Origin of the sequence: Achromobacter deleyi (genome assembly GCF_016127315.1) — a bacterium.
GTDB classification, from domain to species: Bacteria; Pseudomonadota; Gammaproteobacteria; order Burkholderiales; family Burkholderiaceae_B; genus Achromobacter; species Achromobacter insuavis_A.
Genome location: NZ_CP065997.1, coordinates 2,440,478 through 2,462,463 on the forward strand (window position 1 = coordinate 2,440,478; position 21,986 = coordinate 2,462,463).

The following is a 21,986-nucleotide window of genomic DNA, read 5'->3' on the forward strand; positions in this document are numbered from 1 at the left end:
CCGTCAAGGGGCTTTCTTGACGTTCCAGAACGCGAACACCGGCGCGTGCACCAGGCCCGAGAGCTTGGTCGTGTAGACGGTGGGCACGGACATCTGGCCCAGCGGCACGTACAGACCCTCGTCGATGCCGATGCGTTGCAACTCATCGGCGATCTTCTTCTGCTCGGCCGGATCGGAGGTCAGCGCGAACTTGGTGCGCAGTTCCTCGACCTGGGGGAAATCGGGCCAGCCGAACCAGGCGTTGTCGCCGTTGGCCGCGGCCGGCGCCGAGCGCACCGGGTCCATCACGTCGGTGGCGTACCAGTTGGTGTTGTGGATGTTCCAGCCGCCTTCGGCCGGCGCCGCCTTCGAGGCGCGGCGGGTCGCCACGCTCTGCCAGTCCATCGCCGCCAGGTTGACGTTGAAGCCGGCCTTGCGCAGGGCCTGGGCCATCACCACGGGCTGGGCCGACAGCGTGCCGACGTCGGTGGCGTGCATCACCAGGATCGGGGTGTTGTCATAGCCGGCTTCCTTCAGCAGGGCCTTGGCTTTCTCGATGTTCGAGGGCACCACCACGTCCTTGCCGATGTCCGATTCCAGCGGCGTGCCGCAGCCCCACAGCGAGGCGCACGTCTTCCAGTACTTGGGATTGCCGACCAGCGCCTTCATCACGTCTTCCTGGCCGATGGCGTACATCGCGGCCTGGCGGATCTTCTTGTTGTTGAAGGGCGGGTACTTGAAGTTGAAGCGGTACATCGTGAAGTAGCCGACCGGGCTGAGCGACTCTTCCTTCAGGTCCTTGTTGCCCTCGACCATCGGCAGCAGGTCATACGGGAACTGTTCGACGAAGTCGATCTCGCCGCCCAGCAGGGCGTTGGCGGTGGTCAGGGCGTCGGGCATCACGTCCCACTCGACCTTGTCCACGTTCACGACCTTGCCGCCGGCCAGGCCGCTGGCGGGTTCCTTGCGCGGCACGTAGTCGGTGTTCTTGACGTAGACGGTCTTCACGCCCGGCTTGAATTCGGCCACCTTGAACGGGCCCGAGCCGGTCATGTCGGTGATCGGTTGGCCGATGGCCTGTTCGGCGATGCGCTTGGGCATCATGAACGGCGCGGTGCCGGTCGGCTTGGACAGGGCGCGCAGCGCCAGGTCCGTGGGTTCCTTCATGACGATGCGGAAGCTGTTGTCGTCGATGACTTCGATCTTGTCGGTGAATTTCAGCAGCGTGCGGCCCATGCCGTCGCCCGCGGCCCAGCGCTTGATCGACGCGACGCAGTCCTCGGCCGTGACGGGCTTGCCGTCATGCCATTTCTGGCCCGGGCGCAGCGTCATGGTGTAGGTCTTGCCGTCGGCCGAGACATCCCATTTCTCCAGCATCTGCGGCTGGATCTTGTTGTCGGCATCGGTGGCCAGCAAGGTGTCGTAGATCATGTAGCCGTGCCACGTCGTGATGTACGCGGTGGTGGCGTGCGGATCGGTCAGGCGCAGCGGCGAGTGCATCACCGCCTTGATGACGGTGTCGGCGTAGGCGCCGTGGGCCATCAGCAGGGTGGCGCCGGCGAACGCGGCCGCGCGGATGAACTTGAGCATGAAATTCCCCTTTTATGCGTAGTGAGCGGCGCGGATTGCCGCTACGTCGTTGACGCGCCGCGCCGGGGCGCGGCGTGCGAGGGTCAGTCGGCTGCGGCGCCGGCAAAGACCGGGCCGCAAGGCGCCATTCTGATGCCCGGACGCAACCGTGTCCATGGTTGTTTTGCCGCATCCATCAGCATCGAGCCGGGCGCGGCGCAAACCAGGATCGTGTGCGCGATCGGCGTGAAATCCGCGCGGAAATGCGCCGAGCTTTTCACCGCCAGGATGGCTGTGCGGCGCGGCTCGACGCCGGCGAAGCGGAACATTTCCTGGTCGGCCATCTGCACCTTGTTGGACGCCACCACGATGCGTACGCCGCCGATGCGCAGACAGGCGCTAGGGCCCAGGTCCATGTGGAAGCCGCGGTAGAACGCGCCGTGCGTATCGAAGCGTCCATCCGAAGTTTTCTCCACGATGAACTCCGCGTCCAGCGGTTCGTCGTCGGGAATACCCGAATGTCCACCTAGTGCAATGCGGACCGTTTTACCCACGCCGGCGCGGTGCGCGGCCAATGCGGCTTCCGGATCGACGATCAGGCCGATAGCGGCGTCGCGCACCTGGTGGCGGATCAGGGCGCGCAGCAGGCCGGTGGTGTCGGAACTGCCGCCGGCGCCAGGGTTGTCCTGCGCGTCGGCGATGACCACGGGCGCGCTGGCCTCGCGCGCCAGCCGCAGGGCGGTGGTGACGGCGTCATCCGGCGTGTGGAGCGTGCCGCCGAAATCGCGCTCGGCATCGAGCACCGCGCGCGCCAGCGCGTCGGCGGCCGCATCGGCCTCGGCCTGGGTCGCGCCGTAGGCCCACACGGCGGGCAGGCAATCTGGAAAATCCGCCGCCGGGAAACCGGTGGCCAGCGACACGCTCTGGGCGCCACGCGTTTCGATCTCGCCCACCATCTGGTAGAGCGAGCGCGCCGGCTCGATGTCGGTCGATTGCCAGCACAGCGGAATCAGGTAGGGCAGCTGCCGCAACGCCACGCAGGGCCGCGGCGCGCCGGCCAGGCGTCGCGCCAGCAGCGCGGCGGCGCGCTGGCCGGTCTCGGCCATGTCGATGTGCGGATAGGTGCGGTAGCAGACCAGCGCATCGGCGTGGCGCACCATCGCGGGCGTCATGTTGGCATGCAGGTCGAGGCTGGCCACCACCGGCACGTCGGGGCCGACCAGCGCGCGCACGCGCTTGAGCAGTTCGCCCTCGCCGTCGTCCAGGTGCTCGGTGACCATGGCCCCGTGCAGGTCCAGGTACACGCCATCCAGCGGCATGGCCGCTTTCAGGCCCTGCAGGATCAGCGCGCTGATGCGTTCGAACGCATCCTCGGTGACCGGGCCGGAAGGACTGGCCGCGGCCCACGTGGCCGGCAGCAGCGTGTGCTGCTGCATGGCCTCGATGAAACCGGCCACCGGAATGTTGGCGCCCGCCACGGCCTGGAACATCGCCGGGCCGCTGACCAGCTTCGGCCAGCCGCCGCCCTTGTCGGCGAAGTCCTCCCAGGCCGCGCGCGAAGGCGCGAACGTATTGGTTTCATGCTGAAAGCCGCCGATCCCGATGCGCATCAGGATTCCCCTTGTTGTGTGTCTTTCGGCAAAACCCCGGCCGCTTTGCGGCTCGGGGCGGTGAGAGCGTCTACATGATTACTTGGCCACCGGCATGGTGAATTCCGCGCCCTTGGCGATGCTGTCCGGCCAGCGCTGCATCACGCTCTTGTAGCGCGAGTAGAAGCGGATGCCTTCCTCGCCGTAGGCGTGGTGGTCGCCGAACAGCGAGCGCTTCCAGCCGCCGAACGAGTGCCAGGCCATCGGCACCGGGATCGGCACGTTGATGCCGACCATGCCCACCTTGATCTGGCGGGCGAAGGCGCGCGCCACGCCGCCATCGGACGTGAAGCAGGCCACGCCGTTGCCGAATTCATGGGCGTTGATCAGTTCGACGGCGGCGGCGAAGTCGGGCACGCGCACCACGCACAGCACCGGTCCGAAGATCTCTTCGCGGTAGATGTTCATCGTGGGCTTGACCTTGTCGAACAGCGTGCCGCCCAGGAAGAAGCCCTTTTCCGCGCCCGGCACCTTCAGGCCGCGGCCGTCGACCACCATCTCGGCGCCGGCGGCGATGCCGTCCTCGATGTAGCCGATGACCTTGTTGCGGTGCTGCGCCGTGACCAGCGGGCCCATTTCGGCGTCGCCCTGCATGCCATCCTTGACCACCAGCGCCTTGACGCGCGGGACCAGGCGTTCGATCACCTTGTCGGCCACGTCGCCCACCGCCACGGCCACCGAGATCGCCATGCAGCGCTCGCCGGCCGAGCCGTAGGCCGCGCCCATCAGCGCGTCGGTGACCTGGTCGAGGTCGGCGTCGGGCATCACCACCAGGTGGTTCTTGGCGCCGCCCAGGGCCTGCACGCGCTTGCCGCGGCGCGTGCCTTCGGCGTAGATGTATTCGGCGATCGGGGTCGAGCCGACGAACGACAGGGCCTCGACGTCGGGGTGCGCGATCAGCGCGTCCACCGCCTGCTTGTCGCCGTGCACCACGTTGAACACGCCCGGCGGCAGGCCGGCTTCGGTCAGCAGCTCGGCCAGGCGCAGCGAGGCCGAGGGATCGCGTTCGGACGGCTTGAGCACGAAGGTGTTGCCGCAGGCGATGGCCACCGGGAACATCCAGCACGGCACCATCATCGGGAAGTTGAACGGCGTGATGCCGGCCACCACGCCCAGGGCCTGGCGCATGCTCCAGTTGTCGATGCCGCCGCCGATCTGGTCGGAATACTGGCCCTTGAACAGATGCGGAATGCCGCAGGCGAATTCGACGATCTCGATGCCGCGCATCACTTCGCCCTTGGCGTCCGAGAACACCTTGCCGTGCTCGCGCGTGATCAGCTCGGCCAGTTCGTCCTGGTGCTTGTCCAGCAGCGCCTTGAAGTTGAACAGCACGCGGGCGCGCTTGAGCGCGGGGGTTTCCGACCAGGCCGGAAAGGCGGCCTTGGCGGACGCCACGGCCAGCGCCACCTCATCGGTGGAGGCCAGCGGCACGGACGTGATGATCTCGCCCGTGGCCGGGTTGAAGCCATCCGCGTAGCGGTTGCTGCGGCCATCGTAGGGCTGGCCGTTGATGTAGTGGGAGAGGTTCTTCTTCATGGGAAAGCTCGGGGCAGGGTTCTTTGAAAACGCCGGAGGGCGGCCCGGGGCCGCCCGCCATTGTGTGCGATGCGCGGCGCCTGCGCCGCGCGGGAGTTACGCGATTTCCTTGAGCACCTTGCCGATCTGCTCGAAGATCTGGCCGATCTGGGCCTCGTCGATGATCAGCGGGGGCGAGACGGCGATGATGTCGCCGGTGTAGCGCACCATCAGGCCGCTGTCGAAGCACTTCTGGAACACTTCGGCGGCGCGCGCGCCTGGCGCGCCGGCGCGCGGCGCCAGCTCGACGCCGGCCACCAGGCCCAGGTTGCGCACATCGATCACGTGCGGCGCGCCCTTCAGGCTGTGGGCGGCCTGCTCGAAGGCGCCGGACAGTTTGCGGGCGCGGCCGAACAGGTCTTCGCGGCGGTAGATGTCCAGCGTCGCCAGGATGGCGGCGGCCGCCAGCGGGTGGGCCGAATAGGTGTAGCCGTGGAAGAACTCGATGCCGCCGGCCGGGCCGTTGACGATGGCGTCATGCACCTCGCGGCGCACCGCGACCGCGCCCGCGGGCACGGCGGCGTTGCTGACGCCCTTGGCCATGGCGATCAGGTCCGGCGTCACGCCGAAGAATTCCGACGCGGTGGCGGCGCCGAGGCGGCCGTAGGCGGTGATGACTTCGTCGAAGATCAGCAGGATGCCGTGCTTGGAGGTGATCTCGCGCAGCTTTTCCAGGTAGCCCTTGGGCGGGATCAGCACGCCGGTCGAGCCGGCCATCGGTTCGACGATCACCGCCGCGATGGTCGAGGCGTCGTGCAGCGCGACGATGCGTTCGAGTTCGTCGGCCAGTTGCGCGCCCCAGGCCGGCTGGCCCTTGGAATAGGCGTTGTGTTCCAGGTTGTGGGTGTGGGGCAGGTGGTCCACGGCGGGCAGCAGCGCGCCGGAGAAGGTCTTGCGGTTGGTCGAGATGCCGCCGACCGAGATGCCGCCGAAGCCCACGCCGTGGTAGCCGCGCTCGCGGCCGATCAGGCGGGTGCGCTGGCCTTCGCCGCGGGCGCGGTGGTAGGCCAGGGCGATCTTCAGGGCGGTGTCGACCGACTCCGAACCCGAGTTGGTGAAGAACACGCGGTCCAGGCCCTGCGGCATGAAGCTGGCGACCGCGGTGGCGGCCTCGAAGGCCAGCGGGTGGCCGAGCTGGAAGCCGGGGGCGTAGTCCATGATGCCGGCCTGGCGCGAGATCGCCTCGACGATCTCCTGGCGGCCGTGGCCGGCGTTGACGCACCACAGGCCGGCGGTGCCGTCCAGCACCTGGCGGCCGTCGGCCGAGGTGTAGTACATGCCCTTGGCCGACGCCAGCATGCGGGGATGCGCCTTGAACTGCTTGTTGGCGGTGAAAGGCATCCAGAGATGGGACAGGTCGGGCAACTCGGCGGGGGCGTTCATGGTGGCTCCAGGGGAAGGACAAGCGCCGGAGCCTGCGCGCGTTTCGGGCGGGCGGCCGGCGGGATGCGATTGATTCTGGTACGTCCGGCGAGGAATGAAAATATACAATCCGCGCAAACCGGGCTAACTGTATAGTTGCAAGCATGACAACTGTACAGTTAGCGTAGCGCCGTGATCGACTTCAAGCCCGTGCGTGCCCGCGGCCAGGCGCCGACCCTGGTGGACCAGGTGGTGGCGGCCGTGTTGCGCGCCATCGAGGCGCAGGAGCTGCGTCCGGGTATGTCCCTACCCTCGGTGCGCGACTTCGCGCGCCAATACCAGGTCAGCACCTTCACCGTGGCCAGCGCCTACAGCCGGCTGGTGTCGCTGGGCTGGCTGGCGGCGCGTCCGGGCGCCGGCTACCGGGTGGCCTCGCCCGACGCGCCGCCGCGCCGCGGCGAGCCGCAGTCCTGGGAGCCGCCGCGGCTGAACGCGGCCTGGCTGCTGTCGGATATCTTTGCCGACCACTCCATCCCCATCAAATCCGGCTGCGGCTGGCTGCCGGGCGAGTGGCTCAATGAAGAGGGGCTGCACATGGCGCTGCGCCACATGGGCCGGGTGCCGGCCATGCGCATCGCCAACTACGGCCATCCCTATGGTTACGCGCCGCTGCGCGAGACCATCGCCGCCACGCTCAGCGCCCAGGGCATGGAAGTCGAGGTGTCGCAGGTGCTGCTGACCCAGGGAGTGACGCACGGGCTCGACATGGTGATCCGCACGCTGCTGCGTCCGGGCGATACCGTGCTGGTCGAGCAGCCGGCCTACGCCAACCTGCTGCAGATGCTGCGCCTGGCCGGGCTGCGGGTGGTGCCGGTGGCGCGCACGCTGGACGGGCTCGATTGCGAGGCGCTGGAGCAGGCCGCGTCGCAGCACCGGCCGCGCGCGCTGTTCGTCAACACCGCCCTGCAGAACCCGTCGGGCGCCAGCATCAGCATGGCCAACGCCTTCCGCATCCTGCAACTGGCCGAGCGCCACGGGCTGTGGGTGGTCGAGGACGACATCTCGCGCGAACTGGCGCCCGGCGTCACGCCCATGCTGGCGGCGCTCGATGGCGGCCGCCGGGTGGTCTACCTGGGCGGTTATTCCAAGGTCATCAGCCCGTCGGTGCGGGTCGGCTACGTGGTGGCGCACCGCGACCTGGCGCGCGACATCGCCCGCACCAAGATGGCGGTGGGGCTGACCTCGCCGGAGATCATGGAACGCATCGTGCACCAGGTGATCCGCGAGGGCCGCTACCGGGCGCACATCGAACGCACCCGCGAACGGCTGGCCCAGGCCCACGCGACGGTGGCGGGGCTGATGGCGCAGCACGGTTTCGAGATCTATGCGCGGCCGCAGGCGGGCCTGTTCCTGTGGGCCAAGGTAGCCGGCCAGTGGCGCGAGCGCGGCGCCAACGGCCTGGCCGGGCTGGCGCTGAAGGACGGCATCTGGCTGGCGCCGGGGTCGTACTTCGAGGCCGACGAGGCCGACACGCCGTGGGTGCGTTTCAACGTGGCGTATTCGGAAGCGCCGGCGTTGTGGCGCTTCATGCGCAACGAGGGCGCGGCCTAGGGCCTGTTCACACTGAAAGGCGCTTCGCACAGGCCGGTAATCGGCCGCCAGGCCGGGCGCCGCCGGCATCCAGGGCGGCCGGCGCCCGATTCATGGCGCGGGTTCAGGCGCGTTCGTACGTCACGAAGTCGTAGCGGTAGCCGTTTTCCTCGGGCTGCGCCTCGCGCGCGGTTTCGCGCCACTGGAAGCCGGGCAGCAGCGGGAAGAAGGCGTCGCCCTCGACCTCGGCGTGGACTTCGGTGGCCAGGATGCGGCTGGCCAGCGCCAGCGCTTGCGTGTAGATCTGCGCGCCGCCGATGACGAAGGCCTCGGCGCTGTCGCCGCAGGCGGCGATGGCGGCTTCCAGCGTCGGCACCACGGTGGCGCCCGCGGCCTCGAAGGCGGGATTGCGGCTGATGACGATATTGGCGCGGCCGGGCAGGGGGCGGCCCAGCGAGTCCCAGGTCTTGCGGCCCATGACGATGGGATGGCCCAGGGTGCTGCGCTTGAAGTGCGCCAGGTCGCCCGGCAGTTTCCAGGGCAGGGCGTTGTCGCGGCCAATGGCGCGGTTGGTGGAATAGGCGACGATCAGGGTCAGGCGGGCGGACATGCGGGCGGGGGCGCTCAGGCAAGGGGAGCCGGCGTGGCCGGCGGGAAGACCCCAAGCGTAGCAAATCTGGCCCGCGCCGTTTCAGCTGGAGGCGTGTTCCAGGAATTCGTCGGCCGGCATCGGCTTGCCCAGCAGGAAGCCCTGCAGTGAATCGCAGCCCAGGCCGGTCAGGAATTTCTGCTGCGCGGTGGTTTCCACGCCTTCGGCCACGATGCGCAGGTTCAACTGCTGCGCCAGCGCGACGATGGCCGAGATGATGGCGGCGTCCTCGTTGTCGTTGTCCAGCTGGTTGACGAAGCCGCGGTCGATCTTCAGCTCGGTGGCGGGCAGGCGCTTCAGGTACAGCAGGCTGGAGTAACCGGTGCCGAAATCGTCGATCGAGATGGTCACGCCCAGCCCCGACAGGCGCTTGAGCACCGTCAGGCTGGCCTCGGCGTCGCGCATCGCGGTCGATTCGGTCACTTCCAGCGTCAGGCAGGCGGGCGGCACGTCGTGGCGCGCCAGTGCGCTGCGCACGGTCTCGACCAGGCCGGAATGGGCGAACTGCAGCGCCGAGATATTGACGGCGATGGTCCAGTGGCCCTGTCCGGCGTTGATCCACTCGCGCATCTGGCGGCAGGCTTCGTTGATGACCCATTCGCCGATCGACAGGATCAGCCCGGTCTTTTCCGCCGTGGGGATGAACTGGTCCGGACCCACCAGGCCGCGGGTCGGGTGATTCCAGCGCAACAGCGCCTCGGCGCCCATGATGGGGCCGGCGGGCGCTTCGTACTTGGGCTGGTAGTGCAGCACGAACTGGTCGCGTTCCTGCGCCAGGCGCAGGTCGTGCAGCAGCTCGATCTGCTCGTGCGCGTCGGCGTTCATCGACGGCTCGAAGAAGCTGTAGCCGGTGCCGCCCAGGCGCTTGGCGTGGTACATCGCGGCGTCGGCGTTGGTCAGCAGGGCGTGGGTGTCCTCGCCGTCGTTGGGGTAGATGGCGATGCCGACGCTGGAGGTCACCAGCACTTCGTGGCCGTACACCATGACGGGGCGGGCAATGGCCTCGATCAGGCGGTCCGCCACGTTGGCGGCGTCGGTCGGTTCCACCACTTCGCTGAGCACGATGAATTCGTCGCCGCCGAGCCGCGCCACGGTGTCGTGGGTGCGCAGCGTTTGGCGGATGCGCTGGGCCAGGTCGATCAGCAGGGCGTCGCCGGTATGGTGGCCGTAGGCGTCGTTGACCGCCTTGAAACCGTCCAGGTCGAAGAACAGCACCGCGAAGTAGCCCTTGCGGCGGCTGGCGCTCTCGATCGCCTGCTCCAGCCGGTCTTCCAGCAGGATGCGGTTGGGCAGCTTGGTCAGCGTGTCGTGCAGCGCCAGTTGCACCAGTTCTTCGTTGGCCTCGGCCAGCGACGAGGCCAGCGCCGAGGTGCGGGCCTCGAGGCGGTTGTCCAGCACCGCCACCACCAGGGCGATGGCCAGTACGCTCAGGGTCACGGCGGTGACGGCGATGGCCAGCCAGCCGGCCGAGATGCCGCCGTCCGCCGCCATGCAGATGCTGCCGGCGGGGAAGCCCGCGGCTTCCATGCCGGTGTAGTGCATGCCGACGATCGCCAGCCCCATCACCACGGCCGCCAGCGGCCGCGACAACGCCACCCGCGGGCCGTCATGGCGCAGGCGGTAGGTGATCCAGAGGGCGGCGCCCGAGGCCGCCACCGCGATCACGATGGACAGCGCGAACCAGAACGGGTCGTAGACGATGCCCGGCATCATGCGCATGGCGGCCATGCCGATGTAGTGCATGGCGGCGATGCCCGCGCCCATCAGCAGCGCGCCCACGATCAGCCGGCGCCAGGGCAGGTCGTCCTTGCAGACGATCCACAGCGCGAAGGCCGAGCAGCCGATGGCGATGGCCAGCGACAGCACCGTCAGCGGCAGGTCGTAGCCCATCGGGATCGGCAGGTTGAACGCCAGCATGCCGACGAAGTGCATGGACCAGATGCCGATGCCCATGGCGAGCGCGCCGCCGCCCAGCCAGTAACGCGCCGCCGGCAGTCCGTTCGCCGCCCTGACGCGGTTGGCCATACCCAGCGCCGTGTATGACGCCAGGATGGCGACCCCTAGGGATACGAGGACGAGCGAAGGGTTATATGTTCCAACGAGCATTTTTGGGGTCCTGTCCTGAGCGCATACAGCCGCCGCGCCGGCCTCAATTCAAATCAATTAGTAGTCAACAGTTGCAAACGAGCCGCAAGAGGATCCTGCTGTCGACGCTGGCGATTTACGTACTCACTAGTCTGGATGGGGGGTGCGGCGCTGCACTGCAGGCGGTCGGCGAGGTCGGGCGGCTTGCCCGGCTACGCGGCGAGTGGCAGGCACGGCGCGACATGGGCCGTTCAGAAACCAAGGCGCGCAGGGCTTGATGGCCGCGCGTCCGAGGCTAAGGGATGGGTTATACCGAAAACGCGCCTCCAGAAGCTCACCAATCTTCACCTGCGCGAGAGGGGCGCTCCCGGCGCCTGGGCGGCCGGCCCGGGCGCCGGTGTGCAATGCCGCTCGCCGGCCTCAGACCGCCATGGGCGCCGTCAGCGGGGCGTGGTGAGTGTAGCCCTCCAGCGAGAAATCGCCCGGCTCGACCTTTTCCAGCCATTCCGGCTCGTAGCGGCCGGTCTGGGCGAAATCGGGGATGCGATCCGACAGCACCAGCCGGGGCGCCTCGTGCGGCGTGCGGGTCAGTTGCTCGCGCAGCATCGGCAGGTGGTTCTCGTAGATATGCGCGTCGCCGATGAAATAGGTGAACCAGCGCGGCTTGTAGCCGGTCAGCCGGCCCACCAGGTGCAGCAGCGCCGCGCCCTCGGTCAGGTTGAACGGCGTGCCCAGCCCGACATCGTTGGAACGGATGTACAGGCACAGCGAGATTTCGCGGGTGGTGGCGTTCGGCAGGAATTGATAGAGCAGGTGGCAGGGCGGCAGCGCCATTTCCTCGATCTGCGCCCAGTTCCAGCCGTGGAACAGGATGCGGCGGTCGCCCGGACGCTCGTGGATGGTATCCAGGCATTGGCGCAACTGGTTGACCGCTTTATAGAGCAGCACCTTGGAGACGCCGCCGTCCTGCAGGTCGGCCACCTTGGTGTAGCCGCGCGCCAGGGCATCGTCGACCTGGCCGGCGCGGTTCGCGTCCAGCAGCTTGTACGCCGGCCACTGGCGCCATTGCACGCCGTAGACCGGGCCCAGGTCGTCCGGGCCCTCGCGGTAGGGATTGGCCAGCCACTGGGCGTTTTCGTTGGCGTTCTGGTCCCAGACCTTGCAACCCAGTTCGCGGAACTGCGCCGCGTTGCGCACGCCGCGCAGGAAGCCGACCATCTCGCCGATGGCGGACTTGAAGGCCAGCTTCTTGGTGGTCACGGCCGGAAAGCCCTGCTGCAGGTCGAAGCGCAGTGACGCGCCCGGCATGCTCAGCGTGCGTATTCCCGTCCGATTCTCCTGCCACGCGCCGGTGTCGAGGATGGATTGAACGAGGTCCAGGTATTGTTTCATGGGTACAGAATCAGAAAAGGCTTAGGTGGCGTCGGCGACGGGCCGCGTCAGGCCGCCGCGGGAGCTTCCTGGGTGTCGATGATATCCACCGAGAAGGTCATTTCGGCGGTCTTTTCGAGCATGGCGGACGCCGAGCAGTATTTCTCGTGCGACAGCTGCACCGCGCGCTCGACCGCGGCGCGCGGCAGGTTGCGGCCGGTGACCGTGAAGGCGAAATGGATGCGCGTGAACACCTTGGGGTCGACATCGGCGCGGTCGGCCTGCAGCTTGACGCTGCAGCCGGTGACGGCGTGGCGGCCGCGCTTGAGGATCAGCACGACGTCATAGGCGGTGCAGCCGCCGGTGCCGGCCAGCAGCATTTCCATGGGACGGGGCGCCAGGTTGTGGCCGCCGCCGTCCACCGCGCCGTCCATCACGGCCACGTGGCCGCTGCCGGTGCTGGCGGTGAAGAGCATGCCGTTGGGGCCGCCCCAGTCGATCGTGCATTCCATTTGTCAGTCCTTGTGCTTGAGCGCAGTCAATGGCTGATGATACCCGTTGCGTACAATTCCGCTTGAGAGCCCCGCCCCGCATCAGGGGTGTGCGGCCAATCCAGGAGCCGTCCATGTCCCCCACCTTGTCCCAATCCGGTCCCGCCGCCTTCCTGCGCCGCTCGAATCCGCTGGATGCGCTGTTGGCGGAAGCCGACCGGGCGCTGCGCGTGCTGTCCGGCAACGCCAGCGCCGGCCGCGCCAATCCGGCCACGGCCGAAGAGGCGCCGGACACCCTGTCGGCGCAGGAAAAGCGCCACGCGGCCGGACTGATGCGGGTCAACCACGTGGGCGAAGTCTGCGCCCAGGCGCTGTACCGCGGGCAGGCGGCGGTGTGCCGCGAACCCGGCCCGCGCGCCCTGTTGCTCGAGGCCGCCGGCGAGGAGGTCGACCACCTGGTGTGGTGCAACCAGCGCCTGACCGAGCTGGGCAGCCGTCCCAGCCTGCTCAACCCGGTCTGGTATGCGGGCTCGTTCGCGCTGGGCCTGCTGGCCGGCTATGCGGGCGCGCCGCGCAACCTGGGCTTCATGGCCGAAACCGAAAAGCAGGTCGAGGCGCACCTGGAAGGGCACCTGCGCACCCTGCCCGAGCAGGACGCCCGCTCGCGCCAGATCGTGCGGAAGATGAAGGAAGACGAAGCGCAGCACCGCGCCAGCGCCGAGGCCGCCGGTGGCGTGCCGCTACCCGGTCCGGTCAAGGCCGCGATGCGGGCGATGTCCAAGGTCATGACGACGACCGCTTACTGGGTCTGACCGCGGGGCCCGGCGTCGGGGGCGGGCGGTGGCCAGCCCCGGCATGCCTGCCCATGGGGCATGAAAATGTTGCAATGCGCAAAAATTGCAGCATATTGGTGCCGCATGCACCTTTCCGGTGCAAGGAATAGGGCGGGAATACCCGGAACCAGCTAGGGTAAGTCCGCAAGGGGTTTACCCCTTCGGCAATAACCCTCCGTTTTTGCAGGTCATTGCTACATGCGGCTTTGCGGGCGGTGGCCGCAGGGATTGCGGCAAAAATGCAACGCGAAATGCTGCGGTGCGTTGGGCCTAAAAAAATTCTTGCATCGCACAAAAAAACCCGATACTATGCATCTCATCGGATGTTGAAACGCAGTCGGCGCGGTTCAAAAGCAAAACCCAAGCAACACTGAACCCCGACAGCGCAGCGAGCGAAAGCGGCTCCCAACATGCCACGGTTGTCTCCTCCACCCTCCTCCTTTGGTGGATTTAGCCCGAGATCTCACGATCTCGGGCTTTTTTTTAAGTCAAAATAATGCGTCCCCATTTATGCTGGATACCCGGCCGTCAACGCCGGACGAGGCAGGGGCGGAAGGGGCACGATCATGCCCTGGCGTGCTCCGCGTTTTCCCTTGGATATTTCGCATGTACAGAGGCGGAAAGCTCTACAATTACTGCATGAAATCCGTATTTCCGCGCGCCGCCGGCCGCGTTGCAGCATCTCCCGCCAAACGGGGATCCCCGCACGTGTCCAGGCCGGGGTTGCGGACGTTACGTTCTGTCCCGGTGATTTGCACTTCCTTATCCCTCCCATATATGGGCGTTACACCTGCCGCCGATAATGGCCGGCCTGTCTCGATAGACCAACCAGAGGTGACCCTGTGACCTGGCTGTACATATGCGTGGTCGCGTTCATGGTGGGGGGACTCATCGTGGCGTCGGAGCGCTGGCATGGCGCCTTCACCGGCGACAGCGATCTCAACAAACCGCAAGCGAACCATTCGCGCGCCACGCCTCGCGTGGGCGGACTGGCCGTGCTGGCGGGCACGCTCATGGGCCTCTTGGTGCTCGGGCCCGAAAACATGACCCTGACCTGGCTGTGGCCGGCGCTGTTCGTGTCGGCGCTGCCCGTGTTCGTGGCCGGCCTGCTCGAAGACATCACCAAGGACATCGGCGCCAGCAAGCGCCTGCTGGCGGCCTTCGCGTCGGCCGCGATCGCCTGGTGGCTGCTGGGCGGCGTCAGCCGCGTCGGCATGGCCCCGGTGGATTACGTCCTGTCGTACTGGCCCGTCTCCCTGATCTTCACCATGTTCGCGGTCGGTGGCTGTACCCACGCCCTGAACATCGTCGATGGCATGAATGGCCTGGCCGGCATGGTCGCGACGCTGATGGCCGTGTCCATCAGCCTGGTGGCGCTGCAGGTGGGCGACGTGCCGATCTTCCTGGTGGCGGCGGCGCTGGCTTCGGCCACGCTGGGCTTCCTGGTCTGGAACTTCCCGTTCGGCCGCGTCTTCCTGGGCGATGGCGGCGCGTATTTCCTGGGCTTCATGCTGGCCGAGCTGGCGGTGCTGCTGGTGGTGCGCAACCCCTCGGTGTCGCCGTTCTACGCGCTGGCGGTGTTGTTCTACCCCGTCTTCGAAACCGGCTTTTCCATCTGGCGCCGCCGCTTCAAGCGCGGCGTGCCGGTGGACCAGCCGGATGCCTTGCACCTGCACCAGCTGGTGTTCCGCCGCCTGGTGCGCGTGACCTTCAGCCGCGGCCGTCGCCATGCGGTGCCGGCGCTGTGCAACGCCCTGGCGTCGCCATACATGTGGGTGCTGGCCCTGATCGGCCTGGTGCCCGCCACCATCTGGTGGGACAACGCCTGGGCGCTCAGCGCCAGCCTGGTGGTGTTCGCCAGCGTCTATATCTGGCTGTACGCGCGACTGGTGTCGTGGCGCCGTCCGGGGTGGCTGCTGTTGCCGTCCGTCCTGCGAGCCGATTAAGTGTTGAGCGCCCCGGTGATCGCCGCCGGGGGCTCGGTTATCCATCACCCCGACCATATTTAAATGCCGTAATCGCGTTACGGTGAAGGGAGAGTTATGTTGCGTATTCAGGATGTGAAACTCGCGGTCGTCGGCCTGGGCTATGTCGGCCTGCCGCTGGCAGTGGAATTCGGCAAGAAGCGCTCGGTCATCGGCTTCGATATCAATACGCGCCGGATCGACGCCCTGAAGGCTGGTCACGACCACACGCTGGAAGTCAGCGACATCGAACTGGCTGAAGCCAAGCAACTGTCCTATACCGCCGACCGCGCCGAACTCGGCCAGGCCAACGTCTTCATCGTCACCGTGCCCACGCCGATCGACGAGTACAAGCAACCCGACCTGACGCCGCTGGTCAAGGCCAGCGAAACCATCGGTTCGGTGCTCAAGCGCGGCGACATCGTCATCTACGAATCGACCGTCTATCCCGGCGCCACCGAGGAAGACTGCGTGCCGGTGCTGGAACGCGTGTCGGGCCTGAAGTTCAACGTCGACTTCTACGCCGGCTACAGCCCCGAGCGCATCAACCCGGGCGACAAGGAACACCGCGTCAGCACCATCAAGAAGGTCACCTCCGGCTCGACGCCCGACGTGGCCGAGCTGGTGGACCAGCTCTACAAGCAGATCATCACCGCCGGCACCCACAAGGCCTCCAGCATCCGCGTGGCCGAGGCCGCCAAGGTGATCGAGAACACCCAGCGCGACGTCAACATCGCGCTGATCAACGAACTGGCCCTGATCTTCAACAAGATGGGCATCGACACCGAAGCCGTGCTGCAGGCCGCCGGCACCAAGTGGAACTTCCTGCCGTTCCGTCCGGGCCTGGTCGGCGGCCACTGCATCGGCGTGGACCCGTACTACCTGACGCACAAGGCGCAGTCGATCGGCTACCACCCCGAGATCATCCTGGCGGGCCGCCGCCTGAACGACTCGATGGGCGGCTACGTGGTGTCGCAGCTGGTCAAGGCCATGACCAAGCGCCGCATCCACGTGCAGGGCGCGCGCGTGCTGGTGATGGGCCTGACCTTCAAGGAAAACTGCCCCGACCTGCGCAACACCCGCATCGTCGACATCGTCAAGGAACTGGGCGACTACAACGTCGACGTCGACGTGTACGACCCGTGGGTCGAGCCCGAGGAAGCCGTGCACGAATACGGCATCACGCCGGTCGCCAAGCCCGAAGAGGGCAAGTACGACGCCGTGATCCTGGCGGTGGCTCACCACCAGTTCAAGGATCTGGGCGTCGAAGGCATCCGCAAGCTGGGCAAGCCGGAACACATTCTTTATGACCTGAAGTACGTGTTGTCGCCCGCCGAATCCGATCTGCGCCTGTAAGGAGGACGTCGCATGACCACACGCTTTGAATCCGTCACCCGGGAACTCGCGGCCGCGCCGCGCAAGTGGCTGGTGACCGGCTGCGCCGGCTTCATTGGCTCCAATCTGCTGGAGACCCTGCTGAAGCTGAACCAGACCGTCACCGGCCTGGACAACTTCGCCACCGGGCACCAGCGCAACCTGGACGAGGTGCAGGCCTCGGTCACGCCCGAGCAATGGGCGCGGCTGACCTTCATCGAGGGTGATATCCGTGATCTCGAGGCTTGCCGTCGAGCGGTTCAGGGCGTGGACTTCGTGCTGCACCAGGCGGCGCTGGGTTCGGTGCCGCGTTCATTGAAAGACCCGATCACCACCAACGAGGTGAACATCGGCGGCTTCCTGAACATGCTGGTCGCCGCGCGCGACGCCGAGGTCAAGTCGTTCGTCTATGCGGCGTCCAGTTCGACCTACGGTGATCATCCGGCCCTGCCGAAGGTCGAGGAGAACATCGGCAAGCCGCTGTCGCCCTACGCCGTCACCAAGTTCGTCAACGAGCTGTACGCCGACGTGTTCGCGCGTTCCTACGGCTTCGAGACCGTCGGCCTGCGCTATTTCAACGTGTTCGGCAAGCGCCAGGATCCCAACGGCGCCTATGCCGCGGTCATTCCCAAGTGGACCGCCGCGATGATCCAGGGCGAGGACGTCACCATCAACGGCGACGGCGAGACCAGCCGCGACTTCTGCTTCGTCGAGAACGCGGTGCAGGCCAACATCCTGGCCGCGACGGCGCCCGCCGAAGGCCGCAACCAGGTCTACAACGTGGCCGTCAGCGGCCGCAGCACGCTGAACCAGCTGTTCGGTTTCCTCGTGAAGGCGCTGGGCAACCAGGGCGTGAACTACGGCAAGCAGCCGGTCTACGCCGATTTCCGCGCGGGCGATGTGCGCCATTCGCAGGCGGACGTCAGCAAGGCCGGCCGCCTGCTGGGCTACGAGCCCACGCACACCGTGCTGCAGGGCCTGGAAGTGGCGATGCCCTGGTACACGCAATTCCTGCGTTGATTTGAAAGCACTCATCCGCAAACTCGGCAGCATCCACCCGGACCACCAACGCATTTTCAAAGGTGCGTTCCGGGTGGCGGTGTTTCTGCTGCTGGGCAAGGCCGCCGGCGCCGTCAAAGAGATGGCGGTAGCGTACCGCTACGGCGTCAGCGACGCCGTGGACGCCTATCAGTTCACGATGACCATGGCCACCTGGCTGCCGGTCACGATCGTGGGCGTGCTGTCGGTGGTGCTGATTCCGGTGTTGGTGCGGCTGCGCCGCGCCGAGGACGCCGAACGCGAACAATTCATCCGTGAACTGCAGGGTTGGGTGGCGGCCGCGGGCATCGCGCTGGCCGCCTTGACCTGGTTCGCCTGGCCCAAGGTGCTGGGCGCGCTGGGCCAGGGACTGTCCGCCCGGGTCGGCGAGATGACGGGCGAACTGCTGCTGGCCTTCGCGCCGGTCGCGGCCCTGTTGCTGGTCGCCGGCATCAGCGCCGCGCGGCTGCGTTCGCACGAGCGCCACGTCAATACGCTGCTGGACAGCGTGCCGGCGGTGGCGACGCTGGCGTGGGTGATGCTGGCGGCCAGCGCCGAGAGCGTCGGTCCGCTGCTGTGGGGCACGTTGGTGGGCTACGCGATCCAGACCGTTTGGCTGGCCTGGCTGGCCGCGCGTGCCGACGGCGGTTTCTGGGGCGCGCCGAAACTGACTTTGCGATCGCCGCACTGGCCCGAATTGATGAGCGCCGCGGGCGTGATGCTGATCGGCCAGGTGGCCATGAGCTTTGTCGGCCCGCTGGACCAATACGCCGCCGCCAACCTGGGCGCCAACGCCAACGCCACGCTGGGCTACGCCAGCCGGCTGCTGTCGCTGCTGCTGGGCATCGGCGCGGTCTCGGTCGGCCGCGCGGCGCTGCCGGTGCTGGCCGACGTGCAGGCGCGCGGCGACAGCGCGCGCGCGCGCGGCATGGCATTGAAATGGTCGGTGCTGATGGTGGCGGCCGGCGCCGTCGCGGTGGCCGTGGGCTGGGTGCTGGCGCCGTGGGGCGTGTCGGTGCTGTTCCAGCGCGGCGCCTTCACCGCCGAGAATACCGAGGCCGTGGCGCACGTGCTGCGCTGGGGCCTGTTGCAGCTGCCGTTCTATTTCGGCGTGCTGATCCTGGTGCAGTTGCTGGCCAGCCAGAACCGCTACCGCATCATGGCCGCCATCGCGGTCGGCAATTTCGCGTTGAAAGCCGCGCTCAATACGGTGCTGGCGCCGAAGATGGGCGCCGCGGGCATCATGCTGGCCACCAGCCTGATGTACGTGCTGTCCTATGCCTGCTATCTGGTGGTGGCCCTGCGCCGCGCCGAACCCAAAGAGGCCGCCTGAATGCCCGCCGTTCCCGACTCCGGCCGCCCGTTGCGCGTGCTGCTGTTCATCCATTCGCTGCACGGCGGCGGCGCCGAACGGGTCGCCGCCGACCTGAGCGCGCATTGGGCCGACATGGGCCGCGAGGTCATGGTGGTGACGCAGGCGAGCGCCGGCGGCGACGTCTACGCCCTGCATCCCAAGGTGCGGCGCGAGGTGCTGCACACGGCGGGCGAGGGCGGCGGCCTGCGCGGCATCTGGAGCAATGTGCAGCGCGTGCGCGCGCTGCGGCGCGTGATCAAGGCGTTCCGCCCCGACATCGTGCTGGGCATGATGACCACGGCGTCGGTGCTGTCGGTGCTGGCGTGCACCGGCCTGTCGTGCCGGGTCGTCGCCACCGAACACACCCATCCGCCGTCGCAGACCCTGTCGGGCTTCTGGCAGCGGCTGCGCCGCCTGACCTATCCGCGCGCCGCGCGCGTGGTGGCCCTGACCCGCGGCACCGCGCAATGGATCGAGCAGCATGTGCCGGGTTCGCGGCTGGCGGTGATCCCCAATCCGGTGCACTGGCCGCTGCCCAAGGGCGAGCCGATGCTGGCGCCGCCGTCGGGCGACGGCCGCAAGCGCCTGCTGGCGGTGGGGCGGCTGCATGCGGACAAGGGCTTCGACCTGCTGTTGCAGGCCTATGCCCGGCTGGCGCCGTCGCATCCGGACTGGGATCTGGTTATCCTGGGCGAGGGCGACGAGCGCCGCGCGCTGGAAGCGCAGCTGCGCGAGGCCGGCCTGCAGGATCGCGTCAGCCTGCCGGGACGCGCGGGCAACGTGGGCGATTGGTACCAGAGCGCCGACCTGTACGTGCTGACGTCGCGCTTCGAGGGGTTGTCCAATACGCTGCTGGAATCGATGGCCAGCGGCCTGGCCGCGGTGGCGTTCGATTGCGATACCGGGCCGCGCGAGATCGTGCGCGAAGGGGTCGACGGCGTGCTGGTGCGGCCCAATGGCGACGTCGACGCGCTGTGCCGCGAACTGGATGCGGTGATGGGCGACGCGGCCCTGCGCCAGCGCATGGCCGAAGCGGCCACGGCGGTGCGCGAGCGTTTCTCCGCCGAGCGGGTGCTGGGCCAATGGAAAGAACTTTTTGACGGTGTGCGCGCATCGGGCCGCTAGGCCGCGCCACCCCGTTGCTGCGGTGACCACGAGAACCTGAAATCATGTGTGGAATTGTCGGAATTTGGGGCCCCCTGGGTGACAAGGCGCAAGTGCTGGCGGAAAGCTGCCGCCGCATCCGCCACCGCGGGCCGGACAGCAACGGTTTCTGGGAAGACACCGGCGCCGAGCTGGCGCTGGCGCACGTGCGCCTGGCGATCCAGGACCTGACCGAAGCCGGGCATCAGCCGATGGTGTCCGCCTGCGGCCGCTATGTGATGGTGTTCAACGGCGAGATCTACAACCACATGGACATGCGCCAGCAGCTCGAGGCATCGGGCCTGGCGCCGTCCTGGCGCGGCCATTCCGATACCGAGACGCTGCTGGCGGGCTTCACCGCGCTGGGCATCGAGGCCACGTTGCAGGCCTCGGTCGGCATGTTCGCCATCGCGCTGTGGGACCGCGCCTCGCGCAAGCTGGTGCTGGCGCGCGACCGCATGGGCGAAAAACCGCTGTACTACGGCTACTCGGGCGCCGAGCTGGTGTTCGCCTCCGAGCTCAAGGGCCTGATGCCGATCCCCGGGTTCGGCCGCAACCTGAACCGCAATGCGCTGGCGTCGTTCATGCGGCACAACTACATTCCGGCGCCGCAATCCATCTACGAAGGCATCGCCAAGCTGCCGCCGGGCACCTGGATCGAATTCACCGCCGACGACACCCGCAGCCGCCGCATGCCGGAGCCGCGCGTGTACTGGTCGGCGCGCGAAGCCGCCGACACCGCGGCGCAATCGCTGCTGTCGTTCGATTCCGACGCGCAGGCGACCGACGCGCTCGAAGGCGTGCTGTCCAAGGCCGTGGGCGGCCAGATGCTGTCCGACGTCAGCCTGGGCGCCTTCCTGTCGGGTGGCATCGACTCGTCCACCATCGTCTCGCTGATGCAGTCGCAGAGCTCGCAGCCGGTGCGCACCTTCGCCATCGGCTTCCATGAAAAAGGCTACGACGAGGCGCAGCACGCCAAGGCGGTGGCCATGCACCTGGGCACCGACCACACCGAGCTGTACGTGACCGCCGACGACGCGCTGGCGGTGGTGCCGGGGCTGGCCGACATGTACGACGAACCGTTCGCCGATTCGTCGCAGATCCCGACCTCGCTGGTGACGCGCATGGCGCGCCAGCACGTCACCGTGGCCTTGTCCGGCGATGGCGGCGATGAACTGTTCGGCGGTTATTCGCGCTATTTCCGCGTCAACAACTGGTGGCAGAAGTTCGAGCGCGTGCCGTCGCTGCTGCGCACGCCGGCCGGCGCGCTGCTCAGCGCCTCGACCCACCTGCCGGGACGTGGCGCCTGGCGCGGCAAGGTCGGCAAGCTGGGCGAGTTGCTGCGCGCCGACAGCCGCGGCGATTTCTACCGCCTGTTCGTGTCGTACTGGTCGGACCCGGCCCGCGTGGTCAAGGGCGGCGTGGAACCGGTGTCCGAGTTCGCGCAGGCGATGCGCGGCTCGACCTTCGAATCCATGATGAAGCTGGACACGGTGACCTACCTGCCGGACGACATCCTGGTGAAGGTGGACCGCGCCGCCATGGCGGTGAGCCTGGAGACCCGCGTGCCGCTGATCGACCATCGTGTCTACGAATTCGCCTGGAGCCTGCCGCACCAGTACAAGGTGCGCGGCGCCACCGGCAAGTGGCTGTTGCGCCAGGTGCTGTACCGCCATGTGCCGCAGGCGCTGGTCGACCGCCCCAAGCGCGGCTTCGCCGTGCCGCTGGCGTCCTGGCTGCGCGGACCCTTGCGCGACTGGGCCGAGGCGTTGCTGGATCCGGCGCGCCTGCGCCAGGAAGGCTGGTTCGAACCCGAGCCAATCCTGCGCAAGTGGCGCGAGCATGTGTCCGGGCACCGCAATTGGGATAGCCATCTGTGGGGCGTGCTGATGATGCAGGCCTGGCTGGACCGCTACCGCGCCGGTGGCGAACAGGGAGGATCGGTTGGGAGTCGCTGACG

General features: G+C 67.7%; 16 protein-coding genes. 8 read left to right on the plus strand and 8 right to left on the minus strand.

What is annotated here, in order from left to right; genetic code table 11:
* Positions 1–3: 3 nt before the first annotated feature.
* The 4 genes from I6I07_RS10990 to I6I07_RS11005 form a co-directional block, all read right to left on the minus strand.
* Entirely contained in the window at positions 4–1,569 is a 1,566-nt protein-coding gene (locus tag I6I07_RS10990) for an ABC transporter substrate-binding protein (protein WP_198486651.1), read from the minus strand.
* An 83-nt stretch (positions 1,570–1,652) separates the two neighbouring features.
* The gene (locus I6I07_RS10995) at positions 1,653–3,158 is read right to left on the minus strand and encodes a M81 family metallopeptidase (protein WP_198486652.1); all 1,506 of its coding nucleotides are present in this window, start codon (positions 3,156–3,158) and stop codon (positions 1,653–1,655) included.
* Between the two features lie 78 nt (positions 3,159–3,236).
* The gene (locus I6I07_RS11000) at positions 3,237–4,733 is read right to left on the minus strand and encodes a CoA-acylating methylmalonate-semialdehyde dehydrogenase (protein ID WP_006391411.1); all 1,497 of its coding nucleotides are present in this window, start codon (positions 4,731–4,733) and stop codon (positions 3,237–3,239) included.
* Positions 4,734–4,829: 96 nt separating this feature from the next.
* Entirely contained in the window at positions 4,830–6,155 is a 1,326-nt protein-coding gene (locus tag I6I07_RS11005) for an aspartate aminotransferase family protein (protein ID WP_198486653.1), read from the minus strand.
* A gap of 171 nt (positions 6,156–6,326) precedes the next feature.
* Between I6I07_RS11005 and I6I07_RS11010 the strand changes: the two genes are divergently transcribed.
* On the plus strand, positions 6,327–7,745 hold the full coding sequence (locus tag I6I07_RS11010) for a PLP-dependent aminotransferase family protein (protein ID WP_198486654.1): 1,419 nt from the start codon (positions 6,327–6,329) through the stop codon (positions 7,743–7,745).
* A 103-nt stretch (positions 7,746–7,848) separates the two neighbouring features.
* Here I6I07_RS11010 and I6I07_RS11015 read toward each other — a convergent pair whose 3' ends face one another.
* From I6I07_RS11015 to I6I07_RS11030, 4 genes are all read right to left on the minus strand, one after another.
* Positions 7,849–8,334 carry a dihydrofolate reductase gene (locus I6I07_RS11015; RefSeq protein ID WP_054428987.1) on the minus strand — a complete coding sequence of 162 codons (486 nt, stop codon included), beginning with the start codon at positions 8,332–8,334 and terminating at the stop codon, positions 7,849–7,851.
* A gap of 81 nt (positions 8,335–8,415) precedes the next feature.
* The gene (locus tag I6I07_RS11020; RefSeq protein WP_198486655.1) at positions 8,416–10,479 is read right to left on the minus strand and encodes a putative bifunctional diguanylate cyclase/phosphodiesterase; all 2,064 of its coding nucleotides are present in this window, start codon (positions 10,477–10,479) and stop codon (positions 8,416–8,418) included.
* Between the two features lie 399 nt (positions 10,480–10,878).
* A complete protein-coding gene (locus tag I6I07_RS11025; protein ID WP_198486656.1) occupies positions 10,879–11,850 on the minus strand; it encodes a thymidylate synthase in 972 nt (323 codons plus the stop codon).
* Between the two features lie 47 nt (positions 11,851–11,897).
* Positions 11,898–12,341 carry an OsmC family protein gene (locus I6I07_RS11030; RefSeq protein WP_198486657.1) on the minus strand — a complete coding sequence of 148 codons (444 nt, stop codon included), beginning with the start codon at positions 12,339–12,341 and terminating at the stop codon, positions 11,898–11,900.
* Between the two features lie 113 nt (positions 12,342–12,454).
* Between I6I07_RS11030 and coq7 the strand changes: the two genes are divergently transcribed.
* The 7 genes from coq7 (at position 12,455) to asnB (ending at position 21,984) form a co-directional block, all read left to right on the plus strand.
* On the plus strand, positions 12,455–13,132 hold the full coding sequence (coq7, locus tag I6I07_RS11035; protein WP_198486658.1) for a 2-polyprenyl-3-methyl-6-methoxy-1,4-benzoquinone monooxygenase: 678 nt from the start codon (positions 12,455–12,457) through the stop codon (positions 13,130–13,132).
* A gap of 863 nt (positions 13,133–13,995) precedes the next feature.
* On the plus strand, positions 13,996–15,099 hold the full coding sequence (locus I6I07_RS11040) for an MraY family glycosyltransferase (RefSeq protein WP_006391403.1): 1,104 nt from the start codon (positions 13,996–13,998) through the stop codon (positions 15,097–15,099).
* Positions 15,100–15,195: 96 nt separating this feature from the next.
* Positions 15,196–16,473 (plus strand): Vi polysaccharide biosynthesis UDP-N-acetylglucosamine C-6 dehydrogenase TviB, encoded by a 1,278-nt coding sequence (gene tviB / locus I6I07_RS11045; RefSeq protein WP_198486659.1) that lies wholly within the window; start codon positions 15,196–15,198, stop codon positions 16,471–16,473.
* Between the two features lie 12 nt (positions 16,474–16,485).
* Positions 16,486–17,511: an SDR family oxidoreductase gene (locus tag I6I07_RS11050; RefSeq protein WP_198486660.1), complete on the plus strand. Its 1,026-nt coding sequence runs from the start codon at positions 16,486–16,488 to the stop codon at positions 17,509–17,511.
* Between the two features lies 1 nt (position 17,512).
* Complete coding sequence (murJ, locus tag I6I07_RS11055; RefSeq protein WP_198486661.1) at positions 17,513–18,862, plus strand: murein biosynthesis integral membrane protein MurJ; 1,350 nt, start codon at positions 17,513–17,515, stop codon at positions 18,860–18,862.
* Positions 18,863–20,008 (plus strand): glycosyltransferase family 4 protein, encoded by a 1,146-nt coding sequence (locus tag I6I07_RS11060; RefSeq protein ID WP_198486662.1) that lies wholly within the window; start codon positions 18,863–18,865, stop codon positions 20,006–20,008.
* A 44-nt stretch (positions 20,009–20,052) separates the two neighbouring features.
* On the plus strand, positions 20,053–21,984 hold the full coding sequence (asnB, locus tag I6I07_RS11065; RefSeq protein ID WP_035359546.1) for an asparagine synthase (glutamine-hydrolyzing): 1,932 nt from the start codon (positions 20,053–20,055) through the stop codon (positions 21,982–21,984).
* The last annotated feature ends 2 nt before the right edge of the window (positions 21,985–21,986 follow it).

Excerpts from the sequence above, each read along its gene's own strand:
- I6I07_RS10990 (WP_198486651.1), bottom strand. The coding sequence starts at position 1,569 with ATGCTCAAGTTCATCCGCGCGGCCGCGTTCGCCGGCGCCACCCTGCTG.
- I6I07_RS10995 (WP_198486652.1), bottom strand. The coding sequence starts at position 3,158 with ATGCGCATCGGGATCGGCGGCTTTCAGCATGAAACCAATACGTTCGCG.
- I6I07_RS11000 (WP_006391411.1), bottom strand. The coding sequence starts at position 4,733 with ATGAAGAAGAACCTCTCCCACTACATCAACGGCCAGCCCTACGATGGC.
- I6I07_RS11005 (WP_198486653.1), bottom strand. The coding sequence starts at position 6,155 with ATGAACGCCCCCGCCGAGTTGCCCGACCTGTCCCATCTCTGGATGCCT.
- I6I07_RS11015 (WP_054428987.1), bottom strand. The coding sequence starts at position 8,334 with ATGTCCGCCCGCCTGACCCTGATCGTCGCCTATTCCACCAACCGCGCC.
- I6I07_RS11020 (WP_198486655.1), bottom strand. The coding sequence starts at position 10,479 with ATGCTCGTTGGAACATATAACCCTTCGCTCGTCCTCGTATCCCTAGGG.
- I6I07_RS11025 (WP_198486656.1), bottom strand. The coding sequence starts at position 11,850 with ATGAAACAATACCTGGACCTCGTTCAATCCATCCTCGACACCGGCGCG.
- I6I07_RS11030 (WP_198486657.1), bottom strand. The coding sequence starts at position 12,341 with ATGGAATGCACGATCGACTGGGGCGGCCCCAACGGCATGCTCTTCACC.
- coq7 (WP_198486658.1), top strand. The coding sequence starts at position 12,455 with ATGTCCCCCACCTTGTCCCAATCCGGTCCCGCCGCCTTCCTGCGCCGC.
- tviB (WP_198486659.1), top strand. The coding sequence starts at position 15,196 with ATGTTGCGTATTCAGGATGTGAAACTCGCGGTCGTCGGCCTGGGCTAT.
- I6I07_RS11050 (WP_198486660.1), top strand. The coding sequence starts at position 16,486 with ATGACCACACGCTTTGAATCCGTCACCCGGGAACTCGCGGCCGCGCCG.
- I6I07_RS11060 (WP_198486662.1), top strand. The coding sequence starts at position 18,863 with ATGCCCGCCGTTCCCGACTCCGGCCGCCCGTTGCGCGTGCTGCTGTTC.
- asnB (WP_035359546.1), top strand. The coding sequence starts at position 20,053 with ATGTGTGGAATTGTCGGAATTTGGGGCCCCCTGGGTGACAAGGCGCAA.